The following is a 21,900-nucleotide window of genomic DNA, read 5'->3' as shown; positions in this document are numbered from 1 at the left end:
GGCCATGATCGAACGCACGCTTTTCAGCGCCGACCACGAGGCCTTCCGCGACAGCTTCCGCCGCTTCATGGACAAGGAGATCGCGCCCTTCCATGAGGCTTGGGAAGAACAGGGCTACGTGGACCGCGCCGTCTGGTCCAAGGCCGGCGAGAACGGCTTTCTCTGCATGGCGCTGCCCGAGGCCTACGGCGGCGCGGGCGCCGACCTGCTCTATTCGGTGATCCAGTTCGAGGAGCTCTGGGCGCGCGGCTTCACGGGCATCGGCTTCGGGCTGCACAGCGAGATCGTGGCGCCCTACATCCTGCGCTACGGCACCGAGGCGCAGAAGCAGCGCTACCTCCCCAGGCTCGCGAGCGGCGAGATGGTCGGCGCCATCGCGATGAGCGAGCCCGGCGCGGGCAGCGACCTGCAGGCGGTCAAGACCAGCGCGCTGAAGCAGGCCGACGGCAGCTACCTGCTCAACGGCAGCAAGACCTTCATCACCAACGGCTGGCATGCCGACCTCGTGATCGTGGTGGCCAAGACCGACCCGGCCGCGGGCGCCAAGGGCACCAGCCTGTTCCTGGTCGAGCGCGGCATGCCGGGCTTCGAGAAGGGCAAGCGGCTCAAGAAACTCGGGCTGAAGGCGCAGGACACCTCCGAACTGTTCTTCGACGACGTGCGGCTGCCGGCCGATGCATTGCTCGGCGATGCCGCGCAGCTGAACCGCGGTTTTGTCTGCCTGATGGAGCAGCTGCCGTGGGAGCGGCTGCAGATCGCGATCAGCGCGGTGGCCGCATCGCAGGCCGCCATCGACCAGACCGTGGCCTACGTGAAGGAGCGCAAGGTGTTCGGCCAGCCGGTGGGCAGCTACCAGAACACGCGCTACACGCTCGCCGAGCTGCAGACCGAGGTGCAGGTGGCGCAGGTGTTCGTCGACAAGTGCATCGAGCTGCTGATGGCCGAGAAGCTCGATACCGCCACCGCCAGCATGGCCAAGTACTGGACCACCGACCTGCAGTGCAAGGTGATGGACGCCTGCGTGCAGCTGCATGGCGGCTATGGCTACATGTGGGAGTACCCGGTCACGCGCGCCTATGCCGATGCGCGGGTGCAGCGCATCTACGGCGGCACGAACGAGATCATGAAAGAGGTGATCACGCGCGCGATGGGCCTCGGCGGGCGCTGAATCGGGCCCCCTGGCGCCTGGCTTGAGGCTGCGGGAGAATGGCCGCATGCCCATCCTCAACGCCTTCTACGCCCAGTCGGGCGGCGTCACCTCGGTCATCAATGCGTCGGCCTGCGGCGTGATCGAGACGGCACGAAAACACCCGGACCGCATCGGCAACGTCTACGCCGGGCGCAACGGCATCATCGGCGCGCTGACCGAGGAGCTGATCGACACCGGCGCCGAGCCGGCCGAAGCCATCGCGGCGCTGCGCAGCACGCCCTCGGGCGCGTTCGGCTCGTGCCGCTACAAGCTCAAGTCGCTCGAGAAGAACCGGCGCGAGTACGAGCGCCTCATCGAGGTGTTCAAGGCGCACGGCATCGGCTACTTCTTCTACAACGGCGGCGGCGATTCGGCCGACACCTGCTTCAAGGTGAGCCAGCTGTCGCAGTCGATGGGCTATCCGCTGCAGGCGATCCACGTGCCCAAGACCATCGACAACGACCTGCCGCTGACCGACTGCTGCCCGGGCTTCGGCTCGGTGGCCAAGTACGTGGCGGTGTCGACGCTGGAAGCCTCGTTCGACGTGCGCTCGATGGCGGCCACTTCCACCAAGGTGTTCGTGCTCGAGGTGATGGGCCGCCATGCGGGCTGGATCGCGGCGGCCGGCGGGCTGGTGGCCGACCATGGCATTCCGGTGGTGGTGCTGTTCCCCGAGATCGAGTTCGACAAGGCGCGCTTTCTCGCGCGCGTGGACGAACTGGTGAAGCAGCACGGCTACTGCTCGGTGGTGGTGTCCGAGGGCTGCCACTATCCCGACGGCAGCTTCCTGGCCGAGCATGGCACGCGCGACGCCTTCGGCCATGCGCAGCTCGGCGGCGCGGCGCCGGTGGTGGCGCAGATGGTCAAGGAAGCGCTGGGCCACAAGTTCCACTGGGCGGTGGCCGACTACCTGCAGCGCGCGGCGCGGCACATCGCCTCGGCCACCGACGTGAAGCAGGCCTACGAGCTGGGGCAGCGCGCGGTCGAGCTCGCGCTCGAGGGCCGCAACGCGGTGATGCCGACCATCGAGCGCACTTCCGATGCGCCCTACACCTACCGCATCGGCAGCGCGCCGCTGGATGCGGTGGCGAACGTCGAAAAGCCGATGCCGCGCGACTTCATCTCGGACGACGGCTGGGGCATCACCGACCAGTGCCGGCGCTACCTGCTGCCGCTGATCGAAGGCGAGGACTATCCCGCCTACCGCAACGGCCTGCCGGTGTACGCCACCTTGCGCAACGTGGCCGTGCCCAGGAAGCTGCCGGTCTTCGAGCTCGCCTGACGCGATGGAAACAGCCACCGTCATCGACACCACGCGCTGTCCGCTGTGTGGCGAACAGAACCGCTGCGCGATGGAAACCGCGCGCGCAACCGGCCAGCCGCAACCGCCCTGCTGGTGCATGGCGGCCGACTTCGGCAAGGCACCGTTTGCGGCCCTGCCCCCGGCATCGCGCGGCAAGGCCTGCATGTGCGCCCGCTGCGCCGCGGGAGTGCCCGCCGAGCCTCTTCAGGACTGAGCGGCGCCCTGCTGCTGGCTCTGGGCCGGCGGCATGGGTGCGGGCGCGGCTTCGGAAGCGGGTGCGGGGGCTTGTGCCTCCGGCGGCAGCGGCACGCTGCGGTCGCGCTGCTGCGTGATCACGCAATGGATGAACTGCAGCTTGCCGACAGCCAAGCGCGGCAGCACGAAGGGGTAGTAGTCGGGCTGCCCCATGCTGCGCGAAAGCTCGTTGAGCACGTTGGTGAGCAGCACCCAGCCGTTGAGGAAATCCAGGAACCTGGCGGCGCCGGGATGCTCGGGCTGCCACAGGTCGTCCGTGGTGAACAGGTCGCTGGCGAGTTCGACGTTGGTGGCGTCCACGCCAAAGCTCATGGCGGTGTCGGTGGTGTCGGCCATGTGCAGGTAGTGCGCCCAGGTCTCGGCCCAGTCTTCCCAGGGGTGCATGCTTGCGTAGCTGCTCACGAAGCGGTTGGCCCAGTCGGGCGGCGGGCCCTGGTCGTAGTGCCGCTGGAGCGCCGCGGCATAGTCGGCGCGCTCGTCGCCGAAGAGCGCACGGAACTCGTCGAGCCAGGGCGTGGGCTGCACGAGCAGGTCCCAGTAGTAGTGGCCGACCTCGTGGCGGAAATGCCCGAGCAGCGTCCGGTAGGGCTCGCGCATCTCGGCGCGGATGCGCTCGCGCACCGCGTCCTCGGCCTCTTCGGCGTTGAGGGTGATCACGCCCTGTTCATGCCCGGTCATCACGTGCGGGCCGCCTGGCATGTTGCCCAGAAAGTCGAAGGCCAGGCCGTGCGCGGCATCGGCATGGCGGCTGACCACCGGCAGCCCGAGCGCCAGCAGCTGCGAGATGAGCCTGCGCTTCGCATGCTCGAGCTTGCGCCAGAGCTCGCCGTTGCCCTCCACCGAAAGATCGGGGATGGTGCGGGTGACGCTGCAGGCCAGGCAGAAGCCGGGCGCGAGGCCGTCGGTGTTGAACGAGGGCTCGTCCCCCTCGCGCGGGGCCGGCACCATCCAGTTGCAGCTGGCGGCGGTCATGAGGTTGGCGCAGCGGCGGTACCTCTTGCCGTCCGGATTGCCGAACACGGTGAAGAGCTCGGGCTCGGCGCCGTCGGCCTCGTCGTTGTCGCCGGCCTTGTCCTCGGCCTCGACGGGCGCCAGCGGCACGACGCCCAGGCGCTCGATCACATAGCCGAGCGGCGTGCGGCAGGCCAGGCACTGGCTGTTGCGCAGGAACACCGGCCGGCCGCACTGGCAACGGTAGGCGCGGCTCACCGTCGGTGCCGCGAGCTCGGAGGCAAGGTGGGAGGCCGCGCCCGGTTCGGGAGCGCCGGCGGGATCAGTTGGCGTATTCATTTCATTGTTCTGGAAAGGCAGCGCGGGACAGCGGTGCATTGTGAGACGCGCGGGCGCCGGCCTCACCACGCAAAGCCCGATATGCTTGTAGGACGACGGACCCGCAACAAGAAAAGCCGGGACCACCGCCCATGACCACCACTCCCAAGCCAGAAGCCGCCTCGCCGGCCCCGCCTTCCATCGGCACCCTGCGCGAACGCTACGGCCCGCGCTATCGCTGGTACCTGCTGCTCTCGGTGATGGTGGGGGTGATGGCGTCGATCATGTCCTCGACCATCGTCAACGTCGCGATCCCGGGCATGAGCCATCATTTCTCGCTGGGCCAGGAGCGCGCGCAGTGGGTGAGCTCGGGCTTCATGGTGGCCATGACGGTCTCGATGCTGACCACGCCCTGGCTCCTGTCGCGCTACGGCTACCGCCGCACCTACGTGGGCACCATGGTGCTTCTGCTCGCGGGCGGCATTGCGGGCGGGCTGGCCAACAACTTCTCGCTGGTGCTGCTGGCGCGCGTGGCCGAAGGGCTGGCGGCAGGCGTGGTGCAGCCCATACCGGCCATCATCATCCTGCGGGCCTTCGAGCCGCACGAGCAGGGGCGGGCGAGCGGCATCTTCGGCATGGGCGTGGTGCTGGCGCCGGCCATCGGCCCGAGCATCGGCGGCGTGCTGGTCGACCTGTTCGGCTGGCGCTCGATCTTCTTCATGGTGGTGCCGTTCTGCCTGGCCTCGCTCTGGCTGGCCTACAGGTTCGTGCCCACCACGGCGCCCGGCGGCGTGGCGGCCGCGCGCGGCAGCGGGCTCGACTGGCGCGGCCTCGCGCTGGGCACGGTGGGCACGCTCTGCCTGCTGAACGGCCTGGTCGAGCTGCGCGGCGATTCGCCGGTGCAGGCCGGCCTGCTGCTGGCGGCCGCGGTGCTGGCCTTTGGCGCCTTCGTCTGGTGGCAGCGCCGCTGCGCGGCCGGCGGCGGCGAACCGCTGATGAACCTGGCGCTGTTCCAGTACCGCCAGTTCGCCATGGGCAGCGTGGTCGCTTTCATCTACGGCACGGCGCTGTTCGGCTCCACCTACCTGCTGCCGGTGTACATGCAGGTCGGGCTGCAGTTGTCTGCATCGCACGTGGGCACCATCCTGCTGCCGGCGGGCATCGTGCTGGCCCTGACCATTGCCGGCGTGGGCCGGCTGGCGGACCGGCAGCCGACCTGGATGCTGGTGAGCATCGGGCTGGCGCTCTTGGCGGCTTCGTTCGCGCTGATGGTGGTGCTGCGGCTCGACAGCGCGCTCTGGCTGCTGGTGGCGTTTGCCGTCATCGGGCGCATCGGGCTGGGTTTCATCCTGCCCTCGCTCAACCTCGGTTCGATGCGGCCGCTGGCCAAGCCGCTGATTCCGCAGGGCGCCAGCGCGATCAACTTCCTGCGCATGCTGGGAGGCGCGGCCGGCGTGAGCCTGTGCGCCATCGTGCTCGAGTGGCGCCTGGCGGCGCATGGCGATTCGCTGGCCAATGCCGCCAGCAGCCCCGCGCGGCTGGCGGCCTTCGACGAGGTCTTCCTGATGCTGGCCGCGCTGTGCGCGCTGGCCATCTGCGCGGCCTGGCAGCTTCGGCAGCCCGCCCCGCAAGGGTAAGCACTTAGTAATACTTAAGCACCCATCGTTTCTAATTGTTAGCATTTGTTAGCTAATGATGGGATGGGTTTCATGCAACGCAGAAGTTTTGTCGCCGGAACGGCCGTTTTCGCAGCGGGCCTGGCCCATCTCTCGTCCGCGCAGGCGGCCGAGGCCGGGGTGACCGACACCGAAATCGTGCTCGGCAGCTCGGCCGTGCTGAGCGGTCCGCTCGGCTCGCAGATCAAGGTCGTGCACAACGGCGCCGCGCTGGCCTTCGACGCCGTCAACGAACAGGGCGGCGTAGGCGGACGCAAGATCAAGCTGGTGGCGCTGGACGACGAGCTCAAGCCCGAGAAGGCGGTCGAGAATTACGGCAAGCTGCTGAACGACCACCGCGTGTTCGCCTTCTTCGGCTGCGTGGGCTCGGGCACCACGGCCGCCGCGGCCAAGCTGCTGCAGCAAAGCGGCGCGCCCAGCGTCGGCGGCTACGGCGTGGGCGACAGCGCACGCGAGCGCGTGGCGGGTTCGGCCTACTTCGTGCGCGCCAGCAATGCGCGCGAGGCGCAGGCGCTGGTCGAGCACCTGTCGACCATCGGCGTGAACAAGATCGCGATCGCCCACCTGGACAATCCCGGCGGCGTCGAGGCGGTGAAGCTGATCGAGGCGGCCATGGCCACGCACAAGCAGGTGCCCGCGCTGGTGGTGTCGGTGAAGGGCGATGGCTCGACCTCCGCCGCCGCTGGCAAGATTCTGGCCGACAGCCAGTCCCAGGCGGTGCTGATGTACCTGGCCGGCACCGTGGCCGGCGAGGTGATCAAGGCGACCTACGGGGCCGGCAGCAAGCCGATGTTCTATGGCATGTCGATCGTGCCGGGCGAGGTCACGGCCAAGGTGGTGCAGCTGCAGGCCAGCGGCCTGGCCATCTCGCAGGTCACGCCCTATCCCTGGGGCGAGGTGGAATCCGTCACGCGCGACTACCGCCGCCTGGCCGAGCGCGCGCAGGTGCCGGTGGGCTACGGCAGCTTCGAGGGCTACCTGAACGCGCTGGTGATGATCGAGGCGCTCAAGCGCACCGGCCGCGACCTGACGCGCGCCCGCCTGCATGCAACGCTGCGCGCCCTCAGGCTGCGGCTGGCCGGCATGGATATCGACTTCTCGACCGGCGCCAATGCCGGCTCGCGCTTCATCGAGATGGTGCGCGTCACGCCCGAAGGCCGCTTCGTGCGCTGAACGGGCGCACGGGTTCGCCGGGCGGGCGGCGCTCGCGCTCTAATAGCGCCATGTGCCAACTGCTTGGAATGAACTGCAACACGCCCACGGACGTGACCTTCAGCTTTACGGGCTTCGCGCAGCGCGGCGGCCGCACCGACCACCACGCCGACGGCTGGGGCATCGCCTTCTTCGAGGACCGCGGGCTGCGCCACTTCGTCGACCACATGCCCGCGAGCGAGTCGCCGGTGGCCGAGCTGATCCGGCGCTACCCGATCCAGAGCCGCAACGTCATTGCGCACATCCGCAAGGCCACGCAGGGCGCCGTCAATCTGCAGAACTGCCACCCCTTCGTGCGCGAGCTGTGGGGCCGCTACTGGGTGTTCGCCCACAACGGCGACCTGAAAGACTTTCGTCCGCGGCTGCACGGCAACTTCCACCCGGTGGGCAACACCGACAGCGAGCACGCCTTCTGCTGGATCATGCAGGAGCTGGCCAAGTCGCATGCGGGTGTGCCGAGCATCGAGGAACTCACGCTCACGCTGCGCGAACTGGCGCCGCAGCTTGCGGGCCACGGCACCTTCAACTTCATGCTGTCGAACGGCCAGGCGCTCTGGGCCCATGCCTCCACGCATCTCTGGTACGTGGAGCGGCGCCATCCCTTCGTCACGGCGCAGCTGTCGGACGAAGACCTGGAGATCGACTTCGCAAAGCACACCACGCCGAACGACCGCGTGGCGGTGGTCGTGACCGCGCCGCTCACCACCAACGAAAGCTGGACGGCCTTTGCGCCGGGCGAGCTGCACGTGTTCGTGGACGGCCAGCTGGCGGCGTTCTGAAGCGCCCCGCTCAGTCGCCCGATTGACAACTTTTCTCTGACACTTTTCCGCAACATTGCGGGAAAGTTTCGAAATCATGGGTTTTGTTATCGAATAATAACGGTTCTCATTTGTATTACAGATTGAACCGTTCCATGTCCGCTGCTCCGTTTCTCCGGCTTCGCCCGACCGTGGCCGCCTCGCTGCTCGCGCTTCACGCCGTGGCAGCCCTCGCCCAGACCACCCCGGCACAGCCGGCGCCCGCAGCGCCTGCCGCCTCGCCGTCGACAACCGGCACCCTGGCCACCGTCACCGTCGAAGCCAGCGCCGACGCCTCGGCCGAAGGCCTGACCAAGCCCTACGCGGGCGGCCAGGTGGCGCGCGGCGGCCGCGTCGGCATCCTGGGCAACCAGGACATGATGAGCACGCCGTTCTCCAGCACCAGCTACACCCACGAGCTGATCCAGAACCAGCAGGCCAGGAGCGTGGCCGACGTGCTGCAGAACGACCCGACGGTGCGCGTGGCGCGCGGCTTCGGCAACTTCCAGGAGTCGTATTTCATCCGCGGCTTCATCGTCAATTCGGACGACATCGCCTACAACGGGCTCTACGGCCTGCTGCCGCGGCAGTACATCTCGTCCGAACTGTTCGAGCGCGTGGAGGTGTTCCGCGGTGCGAGCGCATTCCTGAACGGCGCCACGCCCTCGGGCGGCGGCATCGGCGGCAACATCAACCTGCTGCCCAAGCGCGCGCCGAACGATGCGCTCACGCAGATCACGCTGGGCACAGCCAGCGGCTCGCAGGCCTATGCCGCGACCGACATCGCGCGCCGCTTCGGCCCCGACCAGAGCGTGGGCGTGCGCCTGAACGCCGCGCACCGCGACGGCGGCACCGGCGTGGACGGCGAGGGCGTCAAGCTCGACGTGCTCTCGGTGGGCCTGGACTGGCGCAGCCGCGACGCGCGCATCTCGGCCGACATCGGCCACCAGGAGCACCGCCTGCGCAACACGCGTCCCAACGTGACGCTCGGCAGCGGCGTCACGGTGGTGCCCAGGGCGCCCGACAACAGCACGAACTTCGCGCAGCCCTGGACCTATTCCTACGAGCGCGACACCTTCGGCTCGGTGCGCGGCGAGTACGACATCACGCCGGACATCACGGCCTGGGCCGCCGCCGGCGCGCGCAGCAGCTACGAGAACAATTCCCTCGCGGGCCCGACGGTCTCCAACGGCCTCACGGGAGCGGCCACGATGACCCGCTTCGACAACACGCGCGAGGACAAGGTCAAGACGGCGGAGATCGGCGTGCGCGGCAAGCTGCGCACCGGCAGCGTGGGCCACGAATGGGTGCTGGGCTATTCCTATTTCGATCTCGAGAAGAAGAACGCCTACGGCATGGGCCTGGGCGCCGGCGGCACGCTCAACACCGGCATCTACTATCCGCGCAGCTATTTCCCGCCGGCGCTGACCTACCTGGGCAACGACCTCGCCAACCCCGCGCTCAACGGCACCACCACGCTCAAGAGCCTGGCCATCGGCGACACGCTGTCCTTCATGGACGACCGCCTGCGCCTGACGCTCGGCGCGCGCCATCAGACGATCGAGACCAGCGACATCAGCTACCGCATCGTGAGCAGCGGCCTCCAGACCGCCGCCGGCGGCACCGTCACCTCGTACGACCAGAGCCGCACCAGCCCGCTGGCGGGCCTCGTGTTCAAGGCCAACGACCGGCTGTCGGTCTATGCGAACTACATCGAAGGGCTGGCGCAGGGCGAAACCGCGCCCGCGCAGTCCGGCGGCCAGCCGGTGCTCAATGCCGGCCAGCAGCTGCGCCCCTACGTCTCCAAGCAGAAGGAGGTCGGCATCAAGTACGACGCCGGCCAGGTCGGCGGCACGCTCGCCTTCTTCTCCACCGAGAAGCCGCGCGCCTTCGTGCAGGGCAACTACTTCTCCGCGAACGGCAAGGACCGCCACCAGGGCGCCGAGCTCAGCGTCTTCGGCCAGGTCAGCAAGGGCCTGCGGCTGCTGGGCGGCGTGACCTGGCTGGACGCCAGGCAGAAGGACACGGGCAGCAGCGTCACGGACGGCAAGCGCGTGATCGGCGTGCCCAAGGCGCAGGGCAGCATCGGCGTCGAGTGGGACGTGCCGGGCGTGCCCGGCCTCTCGCTCGACGGCCGCGTGGTGGCGAGCGGATCGAGCTACGCCAATGCCGCCAACACGCTGCGCGTGCCGGGCTGGACCCGCATGGACATCGGCGCACGCTACGTGACCGAAGTGAGCGGCAAGCTGCTCACCCTGCGCGCGCGCATCGAGAACCTGGCCGACCGCAACTACTGGTCCTCGGTCGGCGGCTATCCCGGCTCCGGCTACCTGGTGCTCGGCGCCCCGCGCACGTTCAACCTGTCGGCCACGCTCGAATTCTGATGCGCGCCTTCGCGACCGCCGTGCACCGCTGGGCGGGACTGGCGGTGGCCCTGTTCCTCGTCGTCTCGGGGCTGACGGGCGCCGTCATCTCGTGGGACCACGAGATCGACGGCTGGCTCAACCGCAAGCTCTACGACACCGCCTCGCGCGGGCCGTTCCGCGATCCCTTCGACCTGGTGGCCGCGGTCGAGGCCCACGACCCGCGCGCGCGGGTCGCGTACCTGCCGCTGGGTTTCGAAGAGGGCCACACCGCCCGCTACTTCGTGCAGCCGCGCACCGACCCCGCCACCGGCAAGCCCTTCCGGCTCGGCTACAACCAGGTGTTCGTCGATCCGGTGACGGCCGAGGTGCGCGGCCGCCGCGACGCGAGCGCCATCTCGCTCAAGCCCGAGACGCTGATGCCCTTCCTGCGCAAGCTGCACTACATGCTGCACGTGCCGGCCGTCTGGGGCACCGACCGGCTGGGCTACTGGATCATGGGCGGCGTGGCGCTGGTGTGGCTGCTCGACAGCTGCGTTGCGCTGTATCTCACGACACCACGCCGCCAGCGCCGTGCCGCGCACCCCGAGCACCGCGGCCCGCGCGAATGGTGGAAACGCTGGAAGCCGGCCTGGGCCGTGCGCTGGGCGGCCGGCGGCTACCGGCTCAACTTCGACCTGCACCGCGCGGGCGGGCTGTGGATGTGGGCGCTGATCATCGTCATCGCCTTCACCTCGTTCTCGCTGAATCTCTACAAGGAGATCTTCCATCCGATGCTGTCGCTGGTCTCGAAGACCACGCCGGGCCCCTCGGCGCTGGTGCCGCTCGCACCGCTGGGCACGCGCATCGAGCCCACGATCGGCTTTCGCCAGATCGTTGCCGACGCCGAGGCCGAGGCGCGGCGGCGCGGCTGGACCACGCCGCTCGGCGGAGTGTTCTACAACCAGCGCGGCGGCTTCTACAACGTGTCGTTCTTCGACCATGCCACGCACGACAGCAGCGACGGCATGGGCCTGTCGAACCTCTACCTGGACGGCCGCGACGGCCGCGTCATCAGCAGCAACCGGCCCTGGCACGGCACCGCGGCCGACGTGTTCGCGCAGCTGCAGCTGCCGCTGCATGGCGGCCGCATCCTGGGGCTGCCGGGGCGCATCCTGATGTCGCTCATGGGGCTCGCGGTGGCGGGCCTTTCGATCACGGGCATCGTGATCTGGTGGCGCAAGCGGCGCGCGCGGCTGGTGCAGGTGCGCCGCCAGCGCGAGCTGGCACCGAAGGAGCTCAGCGCAGTGCGGCCAGATGCGCTTCAAGCGCATCGATGAACATCTTCGGCACATCGAAGCCGGTCTGCTCGGTGATCTCCTGAAAGCAGGTCGGGCTGGTCACGTTGATTTCGGTGACCGAATCGCCGATCACGTCGAGCCCGATCAGGAGCAGCCCGCGCGGCGCGAGGGCGCGGCCCACGGTTTCGGCGATCTCGCGGTTGCGCGGCGTGAGCGGCTGCGCCACGCCCTTGCCGCCGGCCGCCAGGTTGCCGCGCACTTCGGAGCCCTGCGGAATGCGCGCCAGCACGAAGGGCGCCGGCTCCCCCGCGATGATCAGGATGCGCTTGTCGCCCTGCACGATGTCGGGCACGAAGCGCTGCACCATGATGGTCTCGGCACCGTTCTTGTTGAGCGTCTCGACGATGGAACCGAGGTTCAGCGCGTCCTGCCTGACGCGGAAGATGCCCATGCCGCCCATGCCGTCGAGCGGCTTGAGGATGATGTCGCCGTGCTCGGCATGGAAGTCGCGCACGGCCTGCGCGCTGCGCGTGACCAGCGTGGGCGTGGTGAACTGCGGAAACTCCATGATCGCGAGCTTCTCGGGGTGGTCGCGCAGCGCGCGCGGCTTGTTGACCACGCGTGCGCCTTCGCGCTCGGCCTGCTCGAGCAGGTGGGTGGCGTAGATGTACTCGGCGTCGAAGGGCGGGTCCTTGCGCATGAGCACCGCGTCGAAGTCCTTCAGCGCCTTCGACTCGCGGATGTCCTCGCGGTACCAGGCCTTGCTGTCCCCGGTGAGCGTGATCTGCTGCACGTTGGCCGTGACCAGCCCGCCGGACACCCACTGCAGGTCTTCCGGCAGACAGGCCGCGATGCGGTGCCCGCGGCGCTGGGCCTCGCGCATCATCGAGAAGGTGGTGTCCTTGTAGATCTTGAAATGATCGAGCGGATCGGCGACGAAGAGGATGTTTTTCATCTGGGAGTCTTTCCGGCGCCAGAGATGGCCGCCATGTTGCTGCTGTCTGGCGCGATGTTGCCGGAAGCGGCGATGCCCTTGCCGGCGCAGGCCTTTGCGCGCCCGGCCTGCTGCACCGCGAGCGCGAGCGCGCCCGCCACCACGCCCCAGAAGGCCGAGCCGATGCCCGCGATGGCCACGCCCGAGAGCGTGACCAGGAAGGTGATGACCGCGGCCTCGCGGTGCGGCTCGTCGCGCACCGCGGCGGCCAGCCCGCTGCCGATGGTGCCCAGCAGCGCCAGGCCGGCAATGGCGGCGACCAGTTCTTTCGGAAAGGCCGTGAGCAGCCCGGTGACCGCCGCGCCGAAGAAGGCGATCAGCACGTAGAGGGCGCCGCAGCTCACCGCGGCCGTGTAGCGGCGCGCCGGGTCCTCGTGCGCCTCGCGGCCCATGCAGATGGCGGCGGTGATCGCGCCCAGGTTCAAGGCAAAGGCGCCGAAGGGCGCGAGCACCAGCGTTGTCAACCCGGTGAACGTGATGAGCTTGCTGATCGGCAGGTCGCCGTAGCCTGCGGCGCGGATGGTGGCCACGCCCGGCAGGTTCTGCGAGGCCATGGTGACGATGAAGAGCGGCAGCGCCAGGCTCACGATGGCCTGCCAGCTGAAGACGGGCATGGTGAACACCGGCCAGGTGAGCGAGAACTGCACTGCGGACACGCTCATCTCGCCGCGCGCCGCCGCGAAGGCGATGGCGGCCAGCAGCGTGAGCGGCACTGCATAGCGCGGCAGCAGGCGCTTGGCCACCAGGTAGGTGCCGAGCATCAGCAGCACCAGCGGCAGCGCGGTTCTCGCGGCGATGAACGCGTCGAGGCCGAAGCGCGCGAGCACCCCGGCCAGCAGCGCGGCGGCGATGGCCATCGGGATCCGGTTCATCACGCGCTCGAACCATCCCGTCGCGCCCGCCAGCACGACCAGCGCGGCGCAGGCGATGAAGGCACCGACCGCCTCGCCCATGCCATAGCTGCCGGCCGCCACGGCGAGCACCGCGGCGCCCGGCGTGCTCCAGGCGATCATCACCGGCTTGCGCCACCACAGCGACAGCACGATGGACGGCAGGCCCATGCCGACGCCCAGCGCCCACATCCACGAGGCCGCAAGCTCGGGCGTGGCGCCGAAGGCCTGCGCGGCCTGGAACACGATGGCCACCGAACTCGTGAAGCCCACGAGCACGGCAACGAAGCCCGCGGTGAAGGCCGAGAGGCTCAGATCCTTGAAAAAACGCATCGGGCGATTGTGCCGGGGACGCCGTGGGCCCGCCCAGCCTCCAGGGTCCGCCGGCGCGCCCATTGATTGTCGACAATTTTCATAAATTAACGTCGACAATCGGCACGAGAATTGCTGCAGCACCGTCGTGCTTCCCGCCATGCACCGCCATGGCCCACATGCTGGAGAACCCATGAACACGCCTGCCTCCTCCGATGCGCCACCATTGCCGGGCCCTTCCACGCCCGCCGAAGTGGTCGACGAATTCCTTCGTCTCGTGATGATTCCCGACCCGCAATCGGCGTCGCGCTTCACCGCGCCCGACATCCGCATCCGCTTCACCGGCAACCGCGAGATGCGGGCGCCCGGCGACACCTCGGCCTTCAATGCGAAGCGCTACGCCTGGGTGAAGAAGAAGATCGAACGCACCGAAGTGGTGGCCGGCGGCACGCCCGATGAAACGGTGGTCTACAGCCTGGGCACGCTGTACGGCGCCTGGCCCGACGGAACCGCCTTCGAGGGCAATCGCTACGTCGACCGCTACGTGGTGCGCCACGGCCTCATCAGCCGGATGGACGTGTGGAACGACAGCGCCGAATGGCTGCTGGTGCGCGCCGGGCTGGCGGTGCTGTGAGGGCGGGCGCATGACTGCACGCTGGCCCGAGCGGCTGCCCACGCACGGCCGCTTCGACTACAGCCCCATCACACGCCGGCCCGACTACGCATGGCCGAACGGCGCACGGCTGGCCGTGTACATCGGCTTCAACATCGAGCATTTCGCCTTCGGCGACGGTCTGGGCGCCTGCATCGGCCCGGCCTCGCCGCAGCCCGACGTGCTGAACCACGGCTGGCGCGAATACGGCAACCGCGTGGGCGCCTGGCGCTGCCTCGAACTGTTCGATGCGCTGGCGCTGCCGGCGGGCGCGCTCGTCAATACGGCGCTCTATGACCATTGCCCGGAACTGGTGCAGGCCTGCGTGGCGCGCGGCGACGAGTTGATCGGCCACGGCCACAGCAACGCGGAGCGCCAGGGCGCATGGGACGAGGCGCACGAACGCGCATTGCTCTCAGGCTGCCGCGAACGCATGCGGCGCGAGAGCGGCCAGGCGCCGGCCGGATGGCTGTCGCCGTGGATCTCGGAAAGCGCCGTGACGCCCGACCTGCTGGCCGAGACCGGCTACGGCTATACGCTCAATTGGTGCCACGACGACCAGCCGGTGCGCATGCGCACGCGCGGCGGCGGCTCGATCTGGTCGGTGCCGTATCCGCAGGAGCTCAACGACATTCCGATGATCGTGGGGCGCCTCATGGACGCCAGGGACTTCAGCGCGATGGTGGTCGACAACTTCGACGAGATGCTCGAACAGTCGCGCGCGCAGCCGCTGGTGATGGGCCTCGCGCTGCATCCCTACATCGTCGGGCAGCCCTATCGGCTGCGCCACCTGCGCACGGCGCTGACGCACCTGGCACGCGCGCGCGACCGCGGCGACATCTGGCTCACCACGCCGGGCAGGATCGCATCGCACATGCAGCAGCTTGCAGCGCAACGGCCCGCGGAGTTCATCTGATGAGCAGCCGGATGCACGCTGCACGCGTTCGATAATGGGCGGGTTCCCCCATCGCCTGCTCCATGCCCCGCTCATCCTCGCCATCCAAGCCCGCCATCGCGCCGCGCCCCGCCCGGCACAAGCTGCCGCCCACCAACGGTGCCGCGGCGAAGAACGACGACCACCACGGCGACATCGAGGAACGCATCTACCGCTCGGTCTTCGAAGGCGTGACCAACCAGCGCCTCGCGCCCGGCACCAAGCTGCCGGAGGCGTCGCTGTGCGAGCTGTTCGGCGTCAGCCGCGCGCTGGTGCGCAAGGTGCTCCAGCGGCTCGCACACGACCACATCGTGGAACTGCGTCCGAACCGCGGTGCCATCGTGGCCATGCCCTCGCCCGAGGAAACGCGGCAGATCTTCGAGGCGCGCCGCGCGCTCGAGGCCGCGCTGGTGCGCATGGCCGTGCGCAACGCTACGCGCGCCGAAATCGCCGAACTGCGGCGCCACCTGAAGCAAGAGCATGCGGCGATGCACCGCTACGCGCAGCCCGAGTGGGCGCGCCTGGCCAGCACCTTTCATTTGCGCGTGGCGAAACTCGCGCGCAATCCGATCCTGGAACGCTACCTGACCGAACTCATGTCGCGCTGCTCGCTGATCGTGGCGCTCTACGAACCGCCCGGCAATGCATCGTGCGAACACGGCGAGCATGCGGACGTGGTCGATGCCATTGCGCGCGGCAATGCGGACGAGGCCGTGCGCCTGACGGAAGAGCACCTGCTGGTGCTCGAGAAGAACATCGCCCTCGACAGGCCCGCTTCGCAGCGCAGCCTGGGGCAGATGCTGGGACTGGGCTGAGGCGGAGCAGGGGCCGGCGGCTGCGCGGGCCGCCGCCGTTCAGATCTCGATCTTGGAGCCCAGCTCCACCACCGCATTGTTCGGCAACCCCAGGAACGCGGCAGCACCGCTTGCGTTGTGGTGCATCTGCGCGAACAGCTTCTCGCGCCATGGCGCCATGCCGCTGCCCAGCGTGGGAATGACGACGTCGCGCGAGAGGAAGTAGCTCGTCGTCATCGGCTCGAGCTGGCAGCCGCGCATGCGCGCGTTGTCGAGCGCCCGCGGCAGGTCGACATCGTTCTTGAAGCCATAGTGCACGATGACCTGCCAGCAATGGTGGCCGAGCGCCTCGATCTCGATGCGCTTGTCCATCGGGATCCAGGGCACTTCGTGGTTGCGCACGGTCACGAACATGTTCTGCTCGTGCAGCACCTTGTTGTGCTTGAGGTTGTGCAGCAGCGCATTGGGCACCACGCCGGGTTCCGCGGTGAGGAACACCGCGGTGCCGTCCACGCGCGCGGGCGGGCTCTCGAACACCGAATCGAGAAAGGCCTTCAGTTCGATCGCATCAGCGCGCTGCACCTCGCCCATCAGGCGGCGGCCTTCCTTCCAGGTGATCATCAGGGTGAACACGGCGCCGCCGATCACCAGCGGGAACCAGCCGCCCTCGAACAGCTTGAGCAGATTCGACGCGAAGAACAGGAAGTCGACCACGAAGAACACCGCGGTCGACGCAATGCACAGCGCCAGCGGCAGCTTCCAGGCGTAGCGGATCACGAAGAAGGTCAGGATCGTGGTGATCAGCATGTCGGTGGTCACGGCAATGCCGTAGGCCGCGGCCAGGCTGCTCGACGAGCGGAACATGACCACCGCGAGCACGATGGCCACGAACAGCCCCCAGTTGACCAGCGGAATGTAGATCTGCCCCGCCGTGCGCACGCTCGTGTGCTCGATGTTCAGGCGCGGCAGGTAGCCCAGCTGGATGACCTGGCGCGTGACGCTGAAGGCGCCCGTGATGAGCGCCTGCGACGCGATGACCGTGGCTGCCGTGGCCAGCAGCACCAGCGGAACGAGCGCCCATTCGGGCGCCATCATGAAGAACGGGTTCTTCACGGCCTCGGGGTTCTCCAGCAGCAGCGCGCCCTGGCCGAAGTAGTTGAGCGTGAGCGCCGGCATCACGACCGTGAACCAGGCCACGCGGATCGGACGCTTGCCGAAGTGGCCCAGGTCGGCGTAAAGCGCCTCGGCGCCCGTCACGCACAGCACCGTGGCGCCCAGCAGGATGAAGCTGGTGCCCGGGTTGTCCCACATGAACTTCAGCGCGAACCAGGGATTCAGCGACTTGAGGATTTCAGGGTGGTGCAGGATCTGCGACACCCCGAGCACCGCAATCGCCAGGAACCACGCGAGCGTGATGGGCCCGAAGAACTTGCCAATGCCCGCCGTGCCGCGCTTTTGCACCACGAAGAGGCCGAACAGCACCACCAGCGTGACCGGCAGCACATAGTGCTTGAAGTGGGGCGACACCACTTCGAGGCCTTCGACCGCCGAAAGCACCGAGATGGCCGGCGTGATGACGCCGTCGCCATAGAAGAGCGAGGTGCCGAAGATGCCCACCAGCAGCAGCACGTGGCGCAGCTTGGGCTTGTCGGCCACCGCGCGCGAGGCGAGCGCCAGCATGGCGACCAGGCCGCCCTCGCCTTCGTTGTCGGCGCGCAGCACCAGCACCACGTACTTGATCGACACGATGACGGTGAGCGTCCAGAAGAACATCGAAAGGATGCCGTAGACGTTTTCGACAGTGAACGGCAGGTGGCCGTGGCCGAACACTTCCTTGACTGCATACAGCACGCTGGTGCCGATGTCGCCATAGACGACACCGATGGCGCCGATGATCAAGGCGGCGGCGGAAGTGGATTTGGGAGGTGACACGAAGTCGATGGGAAAAAGGGAGGTTGCTCGCGCGTAACCAGACGTCACACGCACCGAGATGCTGCCGCGATGGAATTTCCAGCCGCCGCGCGCACCCCTCCGCCCTCTTGTTTCCTTTGCTGTGGGGCCGCTATTTTGCCGCCGACCGAGGCCCGCGCAAGCCGCCCGGGAAAATCATTCGTAGATTTCGGCGTCCGGATCGGTGGCTTCCATTTCGTAGCTCGCAGCCACCATGGCCAGGCGGCCCACCACGCCATACATGTAGAAGCGGTTGGGGGCGCTCGCGCCGGGCTTGGCGCCGGGTTGCGGCAGATGCGCGCTTTCGGAGAAAGCCAGCGGCACGAAGCTCGCGCCCGGCAGCTTGAGGTTCTCGTCGGGGGCGCGCTCGGCATGCACGCGGTAGAAGCCGCCCACCACGTAGCGGTCCATCATGTAGACCACCGGCTCGGCCACGCCGTTGTGCACGCGCTCATTGGTCAGCACGCCTTCCTGGACGATCACCTCGCGGGGCTCGCGCAGTTCCCTGGCGGCCGCGGCCGCCTTGCTGCCCGCGGAGGCGCCGCGCGACTTGCCGACAAGGCCCTCGACCTCCTTCGCATCGCGCACCGTGATCACGCCCGGGCCGTCGCCGCAGACCTGGCCCTTGACGACGACGAAGGGCTTCTCGTTGATGCCGTATTCCTTGTACTTGCGGCGCACCTTGGTCAGCACCGCGTCCACGTGGCTGGTCAGCACATCGATGCCGCGGCCTTCGGCAAAGTCGACGCCGTCGGCGCGCGCATAGATCGGGTTGATGAGCCAGGGATCGATGCCAAGCAGCTTGCCGAAGCGCTTGGACAGCTCTTCGTAGCTGTGCAGGTGATTGCTCTTGCGCCGCACCGACCACCCCGCGTGCAGCGGCGGCAGCAGGTACTGCTCGTGCAGGTCTTCCAGGATGCCCGGGGTGCCGGCCGACAGCTCGTTGTTGAGCAGGATGGTGCAGGGATCGAAGTTCTTGAGCCCGAGGCGGCGCTTGCTGCGCACCACGGGCTCCAGGCACACCGATTCGCCATTGGGCAGCTCGATCTTCTTGGGCGACTTGATGGCCGGATCGATCGAACCCACGCGCACGTTGAGTCCCGCCATGTGGAAGATGCGCACCAGCTGGGCGACGTTGGCGAGGTAGAAGGTGTTCTTGGAGTGGTTCTCGGGAATGACGAGCAGGTTGCGCGCTTCCGGGCAGATCTTCTCGATGGCCGCCTGCGCGGCCTGCACCGCCAGCGGCAGCATCTCCTTGGTGAGATTGTTCCAGCCGCCGGGAAAGAGATTGGTGTCGACCGGCGCCAGCTTGAAGCCCGCGTTGCGGATGTCGACCGCGCTGTAGAACGGCGGCGTGTGCTCCATCCATTCGAGCCGGAACCAGCGCTCGATGGCGGGCGTGGAATCGAGTACCCGCTGTTCCAGTTCGTTGATCGGGCCGGTCAGGGCGGTGACGAGATGCGGAACCATGCGGCGGCCTTGTTGGATTTGTACTTGAAAGGTAGAGCGGAATTGTAGGATTTGGGGATGGCCGCCCCAATGACAAGACTACGTAGAGCGGACTTGGTTCAGTCCGCCCGCCTCCGGCGCATCAGCTGCGCACTTCGCCCTGCCCGAGCACCACGTACTTGAGCGAGGTCAGCCCTTCGATGCCGACCGGTCCGCGCGCGTGGAACTTGTCGGTGCTGATGCCGATTTCCGCCCCCAGGCCAAACTCGAAACCGTCCGCGAAGCGTGTGCTCGCATTGACCATGACGCTGGCCGAATCGACCTCGCGCAGGAAACGCTGTGCATGCACGTGGTCGCGCGTGACGATGGCGTCGGTGTGGTGGCTCGAGTAGCGGTTGATGTGCGCAATGGCCTCGTCGACCCCTTCGACCACCTTGATGCTGATCACCGCGGCAAGGTATTCCTCGGACCAGTCGGACGGGACCGCATCGACGATCCTTGCGCCCGAGCCGGCCAGCGCCTCGTCGGCGCGCAGGATCCGGGCCGCCGCCGGGTCGCAGCGCATTTCAACGCCCTTGGCCGCGAAGATGGCGGCGATCCGGGGCAGGAAGTCTTCCGCCACCGCCGCCGACACCAGCAGGCCTTCGGCCGCATTGCAGGGGCTGTATTTCTGCGTCTTGGCGTTGTCGACGATGCGCAGCGCCATCTCGAACTCGGCCGTGTCGTCCACGTAGACGTGGCAGTTGCCGTCCAGGTGCTTGATGACCGGCACCTTGGCATCGCGGCTGATGCGCTCGATCAGGCCCTTGCCGCCGCGCGGGATGATCACGTCGACGAACTCGGGCATCGCGATGAGCTGGCCCACGGCTTCGCGGTCGGTGGTCTGCACCAGCTGCACCGCATCCACCGGCAGGCCGGCCTCGGCCAGCGCCCCGGACACCAGCAGCGCCAGCGCCTTGTTCGACTCGATCGCCTCCGAGCCGCCGCGCAGGATGGCGGCATTGCCGCTCTTGATGGCCAGGCTCGCGGCCTCGATGGTCACGTTGGGCCGGCTCTCGTAGATCATGCCGAAGACGCCGATCGGCACGCGCATCTGGCCCACGCGGATGCCGCTGGGCTGCTGCTTCATGCCGATGATCTCGCCGATCACGTCGGCCATGCCGGCGAGCTGCTCGCAGCCCAGCGCCACGGTCTCGATGACCTTGGGCGTGAGCTTGAGGCGGTCGACCATCGGCGCCGACAGGCCGGCGGCGGTGGCGCGCGCCAGATCCTTCTGGTTGGCCTCGGCGAGGTCCGGGCCGGCTTCGCGCAGGCGCTTGGCCAGGGCCTTCAATGCTCTGTTTTTGGTAGCTGCATCCGCACGGGCCATGAGGAATGCAGCGGTTTTTGCCTGCAGGCCGAGGGTCTGCATGTGCTCGCTGACGTTGAACGCGTTCATGCAGCTATTTTCCCACGCGGGCCTGCTGCACGGCTGACGCAGGCCTTTTGGCTGCGCTCGTCAGGGATCAGGCGCGGCGCGCGGCAGCCAGCGCGCTGCTGCAGGCGCGGCACAGCATCAGCGCCAGCCGCTGCAGCGCCTGCCAGCCGCTGGCCGGCCAGTCGGGCTGCTTCAGCCCCTTGCAGATGCCGTCCACCACATGGGCTGCGCGCAGCAGCCGCGCCAGCATGCGGTCGTCGAGCCGGGGCAGCACGCGCTCGAAGGCGCGCTCGCGCGGGCCCCAGATGCGGTTCTCGCGCAGCGCCATGGGCAGCGGCCGGCCCGCGGCCATGGCGTCCTTCACGCGCTTCAGGGCGCGGATGTCCTCGGCGATCGTGTAGTGCACCAGCACCTCGGCCTCGCCTTCGGCCTGCAGGCCGTCGAGCATGCGCGCCACGCGCTGCGGATTGCCGGCCAGCACGGCCTCAGAGAGCTTGAAGACGTCGTAGCGCGCCACGTTGTTGACCGCGCCTTCGACCTGCTCCCAGCTCAGTTCGCCCGCCGGATGCAGCAGGGCGAGCTTCTGGATTTCCTGGTGTGCGGCGAGCAGGTTGCCCTCGACGCGGTCGGCAAAGAACTGCAGCGTGCGCTGGCCTTCGTCGCCGGGCATCACGCGCTGGCCCTGCAGGCCCAGGCGCTGCGCGATCCACTGCGGCAGCGCGCTGCGCTCGATCGGGTCGACCTGCAGGCTCACGCCATTGTTCTCGAGCGCCGAGAACCAGGCGCCCGTGCGCGTGGCCTTGTCCAGCCGCGGCAGCATCACCAGCGTGAGCGTGCTGTCGTTGCCTTGCGCCGCCTCGGCCAGCTGCTGCAGCGCCGTGCTGCCGTCCTTGCCGGGCTTGCCCGAGGGAATGCGGATCTCGACGATCTGCTTGTCGGCAAACAGCGAGAGCGAGCCGCCCGCCGCGAGCACCGCGCTCCAGTCGAAGTGCGCGCCGGCCACGGTGTACGAACTGCGCTCCGTATAGCCCGCCACGCGCGCCGCGGCGCGGATGGCATCGGCCGCTTCCTGCGCGAGCAGCGGCTCGTCGCCATGGATCGTGTAGAGAGGCTTCAGACCCTTCTGCAGATGGGAGCCCAGCTGGGCGCTGGCAAGTTGCATGG

At 68.3% G+C, this 21,900-nt stretch carries 18 protein-coding genes; 11 read left to right on the top strand and 7 right to left on the bottom strand.

Annotated elements, in window-relative coordinates; genetic code table 11:
• Positions 1–4: 4 nt before the first annotated feature.
• From ACAM54_RS02470 to ACAM54_RS02460, 3 genes are read left to right on the top strand one after another with little or no spacing between them, the layout of a single operon-like run.
• Positions 5–1,168 (top strand): acyl-CoA dehydrogenase family protein, encoded by a 1,164-nt coding sequence (locus tag ACAM54_RS02470; RefSeq protein WP_369649723.1) that lies wholly within the window; start codon positions 5–7, stop codon positions 1,166–1,168.
• Between the two features lie 46 nt (positions 1,169–1,214).
• Positions 1,215–2,471 (top strand): 6-phosphofructokinase, encoded by a 1,257-nt coding sequence (locus tag ACAM54_RS02465; RefSeq protein ID WP_369649722.1) that lies wholly within the window; start codon positions 1,215–1,217, stop codon positions 2,469–2,471.
• A 4-nt stretch (positions 2,472–2,475) separates the two neighbouring features.
• Entirely contained in the window at positions 2,476–2,706 is a 231-nt protein-coding gene (locus ACAM54_RS02460) for a cysteine-rich CWC family protein (protein ID WP_145742581.1), read from the top strand.
• Here ACAM54_RS02460 and ACAM54_RS02455 read toward each other — a convergent pair.
• On the bottom strand, positions 2,697–4,037 hold the full coding sequence (locus tag ACAM54_RS02455) for a putative zinc-binding metallopeptidase (RefSeq protein ID WP_369649721.1): 1,341 nt from the start codon (positions 4,035–4,037) through the stop codon (positions 2,697–2,699). The genes ACAM54_RS02460 and ACAM54_RS02455 overlap by 10 nt on opposite strands.
• A 131-nt stretch (positions 4,038–4,168) precedes the next feature.
• Here ACAM54_RS02455 and ACAM54_RS02450 point away from each other — a divergent pair, with 131 nt between their 5' ends.
• The 5 genes from ACAM54_RS02450 to ACAM54_RS02430 all read left to right on the top strand — a co-directional run bounded on the left by ACAM54_RS02450 (position 4,169) and on the right by ACAM54_RS02430 (position 11,383).
• Positions 4,169–5,653: a DHA2 family efflux MFS transporter permease subunit gene (locus tag ACAM54_RS02450; protein WP_369649720.1), complete on the top strand. Its 1,485-nt coding sequence runs from the start codon at positions 4,169–4,171 to the stop codon at positions 5,651–5,653.
• A 72-nt stretch (positions 5,654–5,725) separates the two neighbouring features.
• Entirely contained in the window at positions 5,726–6,865 is a 1,140-nt protein-coding gene (locus ACAM54_RS02445; RefSeq protein ID WP_369649719.1) for an ABC transporter substrate-binding protein, read from the top strand.
• Between the two features lie 50 nt (positions 6,866–6,915).
• Positions 6,916–7,683 (top strand): class II glutamine amidotransferase, encoded by a 768-nt coding sequence (locus ACAM54_RS02440; RefSeq protein ID WP_319428989.1) that lies wholly within the window; start codon positions 6,916–6,918, stop codon positions 7,681–7,683.
• 134 nt (positions 7,684–7,817) lie between these two features.
• Positions 7,818–10,085 carry a TonB-dependent receptor gene (locus ACAM54_RS02435; RefSeq protein ID WP_369649718.1) on the top strand — a complete coding sequence of 756 codons (2,268 nt, stop codon included), beginning with the start codon at positions 7,818–7,820 and terminating at the stop codon, positions 10,083–10,085.
• On the top strand, positions 10,085–11,383 hold the full coding sequence (locus ACAM54_RS02430; RefSeq protein ID WP_145742593.1) for a PepSY domain-containing protein: 1,299 nt from the start codon (positions 10,085–10,087) through the stop codon (positions 11,381–11,383). Before ACAM54_RS02435 ends, ACAM54_RS02430 begins: the two co-directional genes overlap by 1 nt.
• On the opposite strand, the gene gshB is transcribed toward ACAM54_RS02430, so the two are convergent.
• Both gshB and ACAM54_RS02420 read right to left on the bottom strand, forming a co-directional pair.
• Positions 11,343–12,299, bottom strand: coding sequence for a glutathione synthase (gshB, locus tag ACAM54_RS02425; protein WP_145742595.1), 957 nt, complete (start codon positions 12,297–12,299; stop codon positions 11,343–11,345). The two genes, ACAM54_RS02430 and gshB, sit on opposite strands and share 41 nt — an antisense overlap.
• Positions 12,296–13,561 carry a benzoate/H(+) symporter BenE family transporter gene (locus ACAM54_RS02420; protein WP_369649717.1) on the bottom strand — a complete coding sequence of 422 codons (1,266 nt, stop codon included), beginning with the start codon at positions 13,559–13,561 and terminating at the stop codon, positions 12,296–12,298. The genes gshB and ACAM54_RS02420 overlap by 4 nt, the downstream gene beginning before the upstream one ends.
• A 172-nt stretch (positions 13,562–13,733) precedes the next feature.
• Between ACAM54_RS02420 and ACAM54_RS02415 the strand changes: the two genes are divergently transcribed.
• The 3 genes from ACAM54_RS02415 to ACAM54_RS02405 all read left to right on the top strand — a co-directional run bounded on the left by ACAM54_RS02415 (position 13,734) and on the right by ACAM54_RS02405 (position 15,941).
• The gene (locus tag ACAM54_RS02415; protein WP_192323481.1) at positions 13,734–14,174 is read left to right on the top strand and encodes a nuclear transport factor 2 family protein; all 441 of its coding nucleotides are present in this window, start codon (positions 13,734–13,736) and stop codon (positions 14,172–14,174) included.
• Between the two features lie 10 nt (positions 14,175–14,184).
• On the top strand, positions 14,185–15,108 hold the full coding sequence (locus tag ACAM54_RS02410) for a polysaccharide deacetylase family protein (protein ID WP_369649716.1): 924 nt from the start codon (positions 14,185–14,187) through the stop codon (positions 15,106–15,108).
• A 62-nt stretch (positions 15,109–15,170) separates the two neighbouring features.
• Positions 15,171–15,941, top strand: a complete 771-nt coding sequence (locus tag ACAM54_RS02405) for a GntR family transcriptional regulator (protein ID WP_369649715.1) — start codon at positions 15,171–15,173, stop codon at positions 15,939–15,941.
• A 39-nt stretch (positions 15,942–15,980) separates the two neighbouring features.
• On the opposite strand, the gene ACAM54_RS02400 is transcribed toward ACAM54_RS02405, so the two are convergent.
• The 4 genes from ACAM54_RS02400 to holA form a co-directional block, all read right to left on the bottom strand.
• Positions 15,981–17,852, bottom strand: coding sequence for a potassium transporter Kup (locus ACAM54_RS02400; protein WP_209503100.1), 1,872 nt, complete (start codon positions 17,850–17,852; stop codon positions 15,981–15,983).
• Between the two features lie 174 nt (positions 17,853–18,026).
• The gene (gene gshA, locus ACAM54_RS02395) at positions 18,027–19,340 is read right to left on the bottom strand and encodes a glutamate--cysteine ligase (protein ID WP_369649714.1); all 1,314 of its coding nucleotides are present in this window, start codon (positions 19,338–19,340) and stop codon (positions 18,027–18,029) included.
• A gap of 121 nt (positions 19,341–19,461) precedes the next feature.
• The gene (locus ACAM54_RS02390; protein WP_369649713.1) at positions 19,462–20,757 is read right to left on the bottom strand and encodes a glutamate-5-semialdehyde dehydrogenase; all 1,296 of its coding nucleotides are present in this window, start codon (positions 20,755–20,757) and stop codon (positions 19,462–19,464) included.
• Positions 20,758–20,824: 67 nt separating this feature from the next.
• Positions 20,825–21,898 (bottom strand): DNA polymerase III subunit delta, encoded by a 1,074-nt coding sequence (gene holA, locus ACAM54_RS02385; protein WP_369649712.1) that lies wholly within the window; start codon positions 21,896–21,898, stop codon positions 20,825–20,827.
• Between the last annotated feature and the right edge of the window lie 2 nt (positions 21,899–21,900).

The organism is Variovorax sp. V93, from assembly GCF_041154485.1.
Lineage (GTDB): Bacteria > Pseudomonadota > Gammaproteobacteria > Burkholderiales > Burkholderiaceae_C > Variovorax > Variovorax beijingensis_A.
This window is presented reverse-complemented; position numbering and strand designations above follow the sequence as displayed.

Coding starts and splice junctions, on each gene's coding strand:
- ACAM54_RS02470 (WP_369649723.1), top strand. CDS start 5: ATGATCGAACGCACGCTTTTCAGCGCCGACCACGAGGCCTTCCGCGAC.
- ACAM54_RS02465 (WP_369649722.1), top strand. CDS start 1,215: ATGCCCATCCTCAACGCCTTCTACGCCCAGTCGGGCGGCGTCACCTCG.
- ACAM54_RS02460 (WP_145742581.1), top strand. CDS start 2,476: ATGGAAACAGCCACCGTCATCGACACCACGCGCTGTCCGCTGTGTGGC.
- ACAM54_RS02455 (WP_369649721.1), bottom strand. CDS start 4,037: ATGAATACGCCAACTGATCCCGCCGGCGCTCCCGAACCGGGCGCGGCC.
- ACAM54_RS02450 (WP_369649720.1), top strand. CDS start 4,169: ATGACCACCACTCCCAAGCCAGAAGCCGCCTCGCCGGCCCCGCCTTCC.
- ACAM54_RS02445 (WP_369649719.1), top strand. CDS start 5,726: ATGCAACGCAGAAGTTTTGTCGCCGGAACGGCCGTTTTCGCAGCGGGC.
- ACAM54_RS02440 (WP_319428989.1), top strand. CDS start 6,916: ATGTGCCAACTGCTTGGAATGAACTGCAACACGCCCACGGACGTGACC.
- ACAM54_RS02435 (WP_369649718.1), top strand. CDS start 7,818: ATGTCCGCTGCTCCGTTTCTCCGGCTTCGCCCGACCGTGGCCGCCTCG.
- ACAM54_RS02430 (WP_145742593.1), top strand. CDS start 10,085: ATGCGCGCCTTCGCGACCGCCGTGCACCGCTGGGCGGGACTGGCGGTG.
- gshB (WP_145742595.1), bottom strand. CDS start 12,299: ATGAAAAACATCCTCTTCGTCGCCGATCCGCTCGATCATTTCAAGATC.
- ACAM54_RS02420 (WP_369649717.1), bottom strand. CDS start 13,561: ATGCGTTTTTTCAAGGATCTGAGCCTCTCGGCCTTCACCGCGGGCTTC.
- ACAM54_RS02415 (WP_192323481.1), top strand. CDS start 13,734: ATGAACACGCCTGCCTCCTCCGATGCGCCACCATTGCCGGGCCCTTCC.
- ACAM54_RS02410 (WP_369649716.1), top strand. CDS start 14,185: ATGACTGCACGCTGGCCCGAGCGGCTGCCCACGCACGGCCGCTTCGAC.
- ACAM54_RS02405 (WP_369649715.1), top strand. CDS start 15,171: ATGCCCCGCTCATCCTCGCCATCCAAGCCCGCCATCGCGCCGCGCCCC.
- gshA (WP_369649714.1), bottom strand. CDS start 19,340: ATGGTTCCGCATCTCGTCACCGCCCTGACCGGCCCGATCAACGAACTG.
- ACAM54_RS02390 (WP_369649713.1), bottom strand. CDS start 20,757: ATGAACGCGTTCAACGTCAGCGAGCACATGCAGACCCTCGGCCTGCAG.
- holA (WP_369649712.1), bottom strand. CDS start 21,898: ATGCAACTTGCCAGCGCCCAGCTGGGCTCCCATCTGCAGAAGGGTCTG.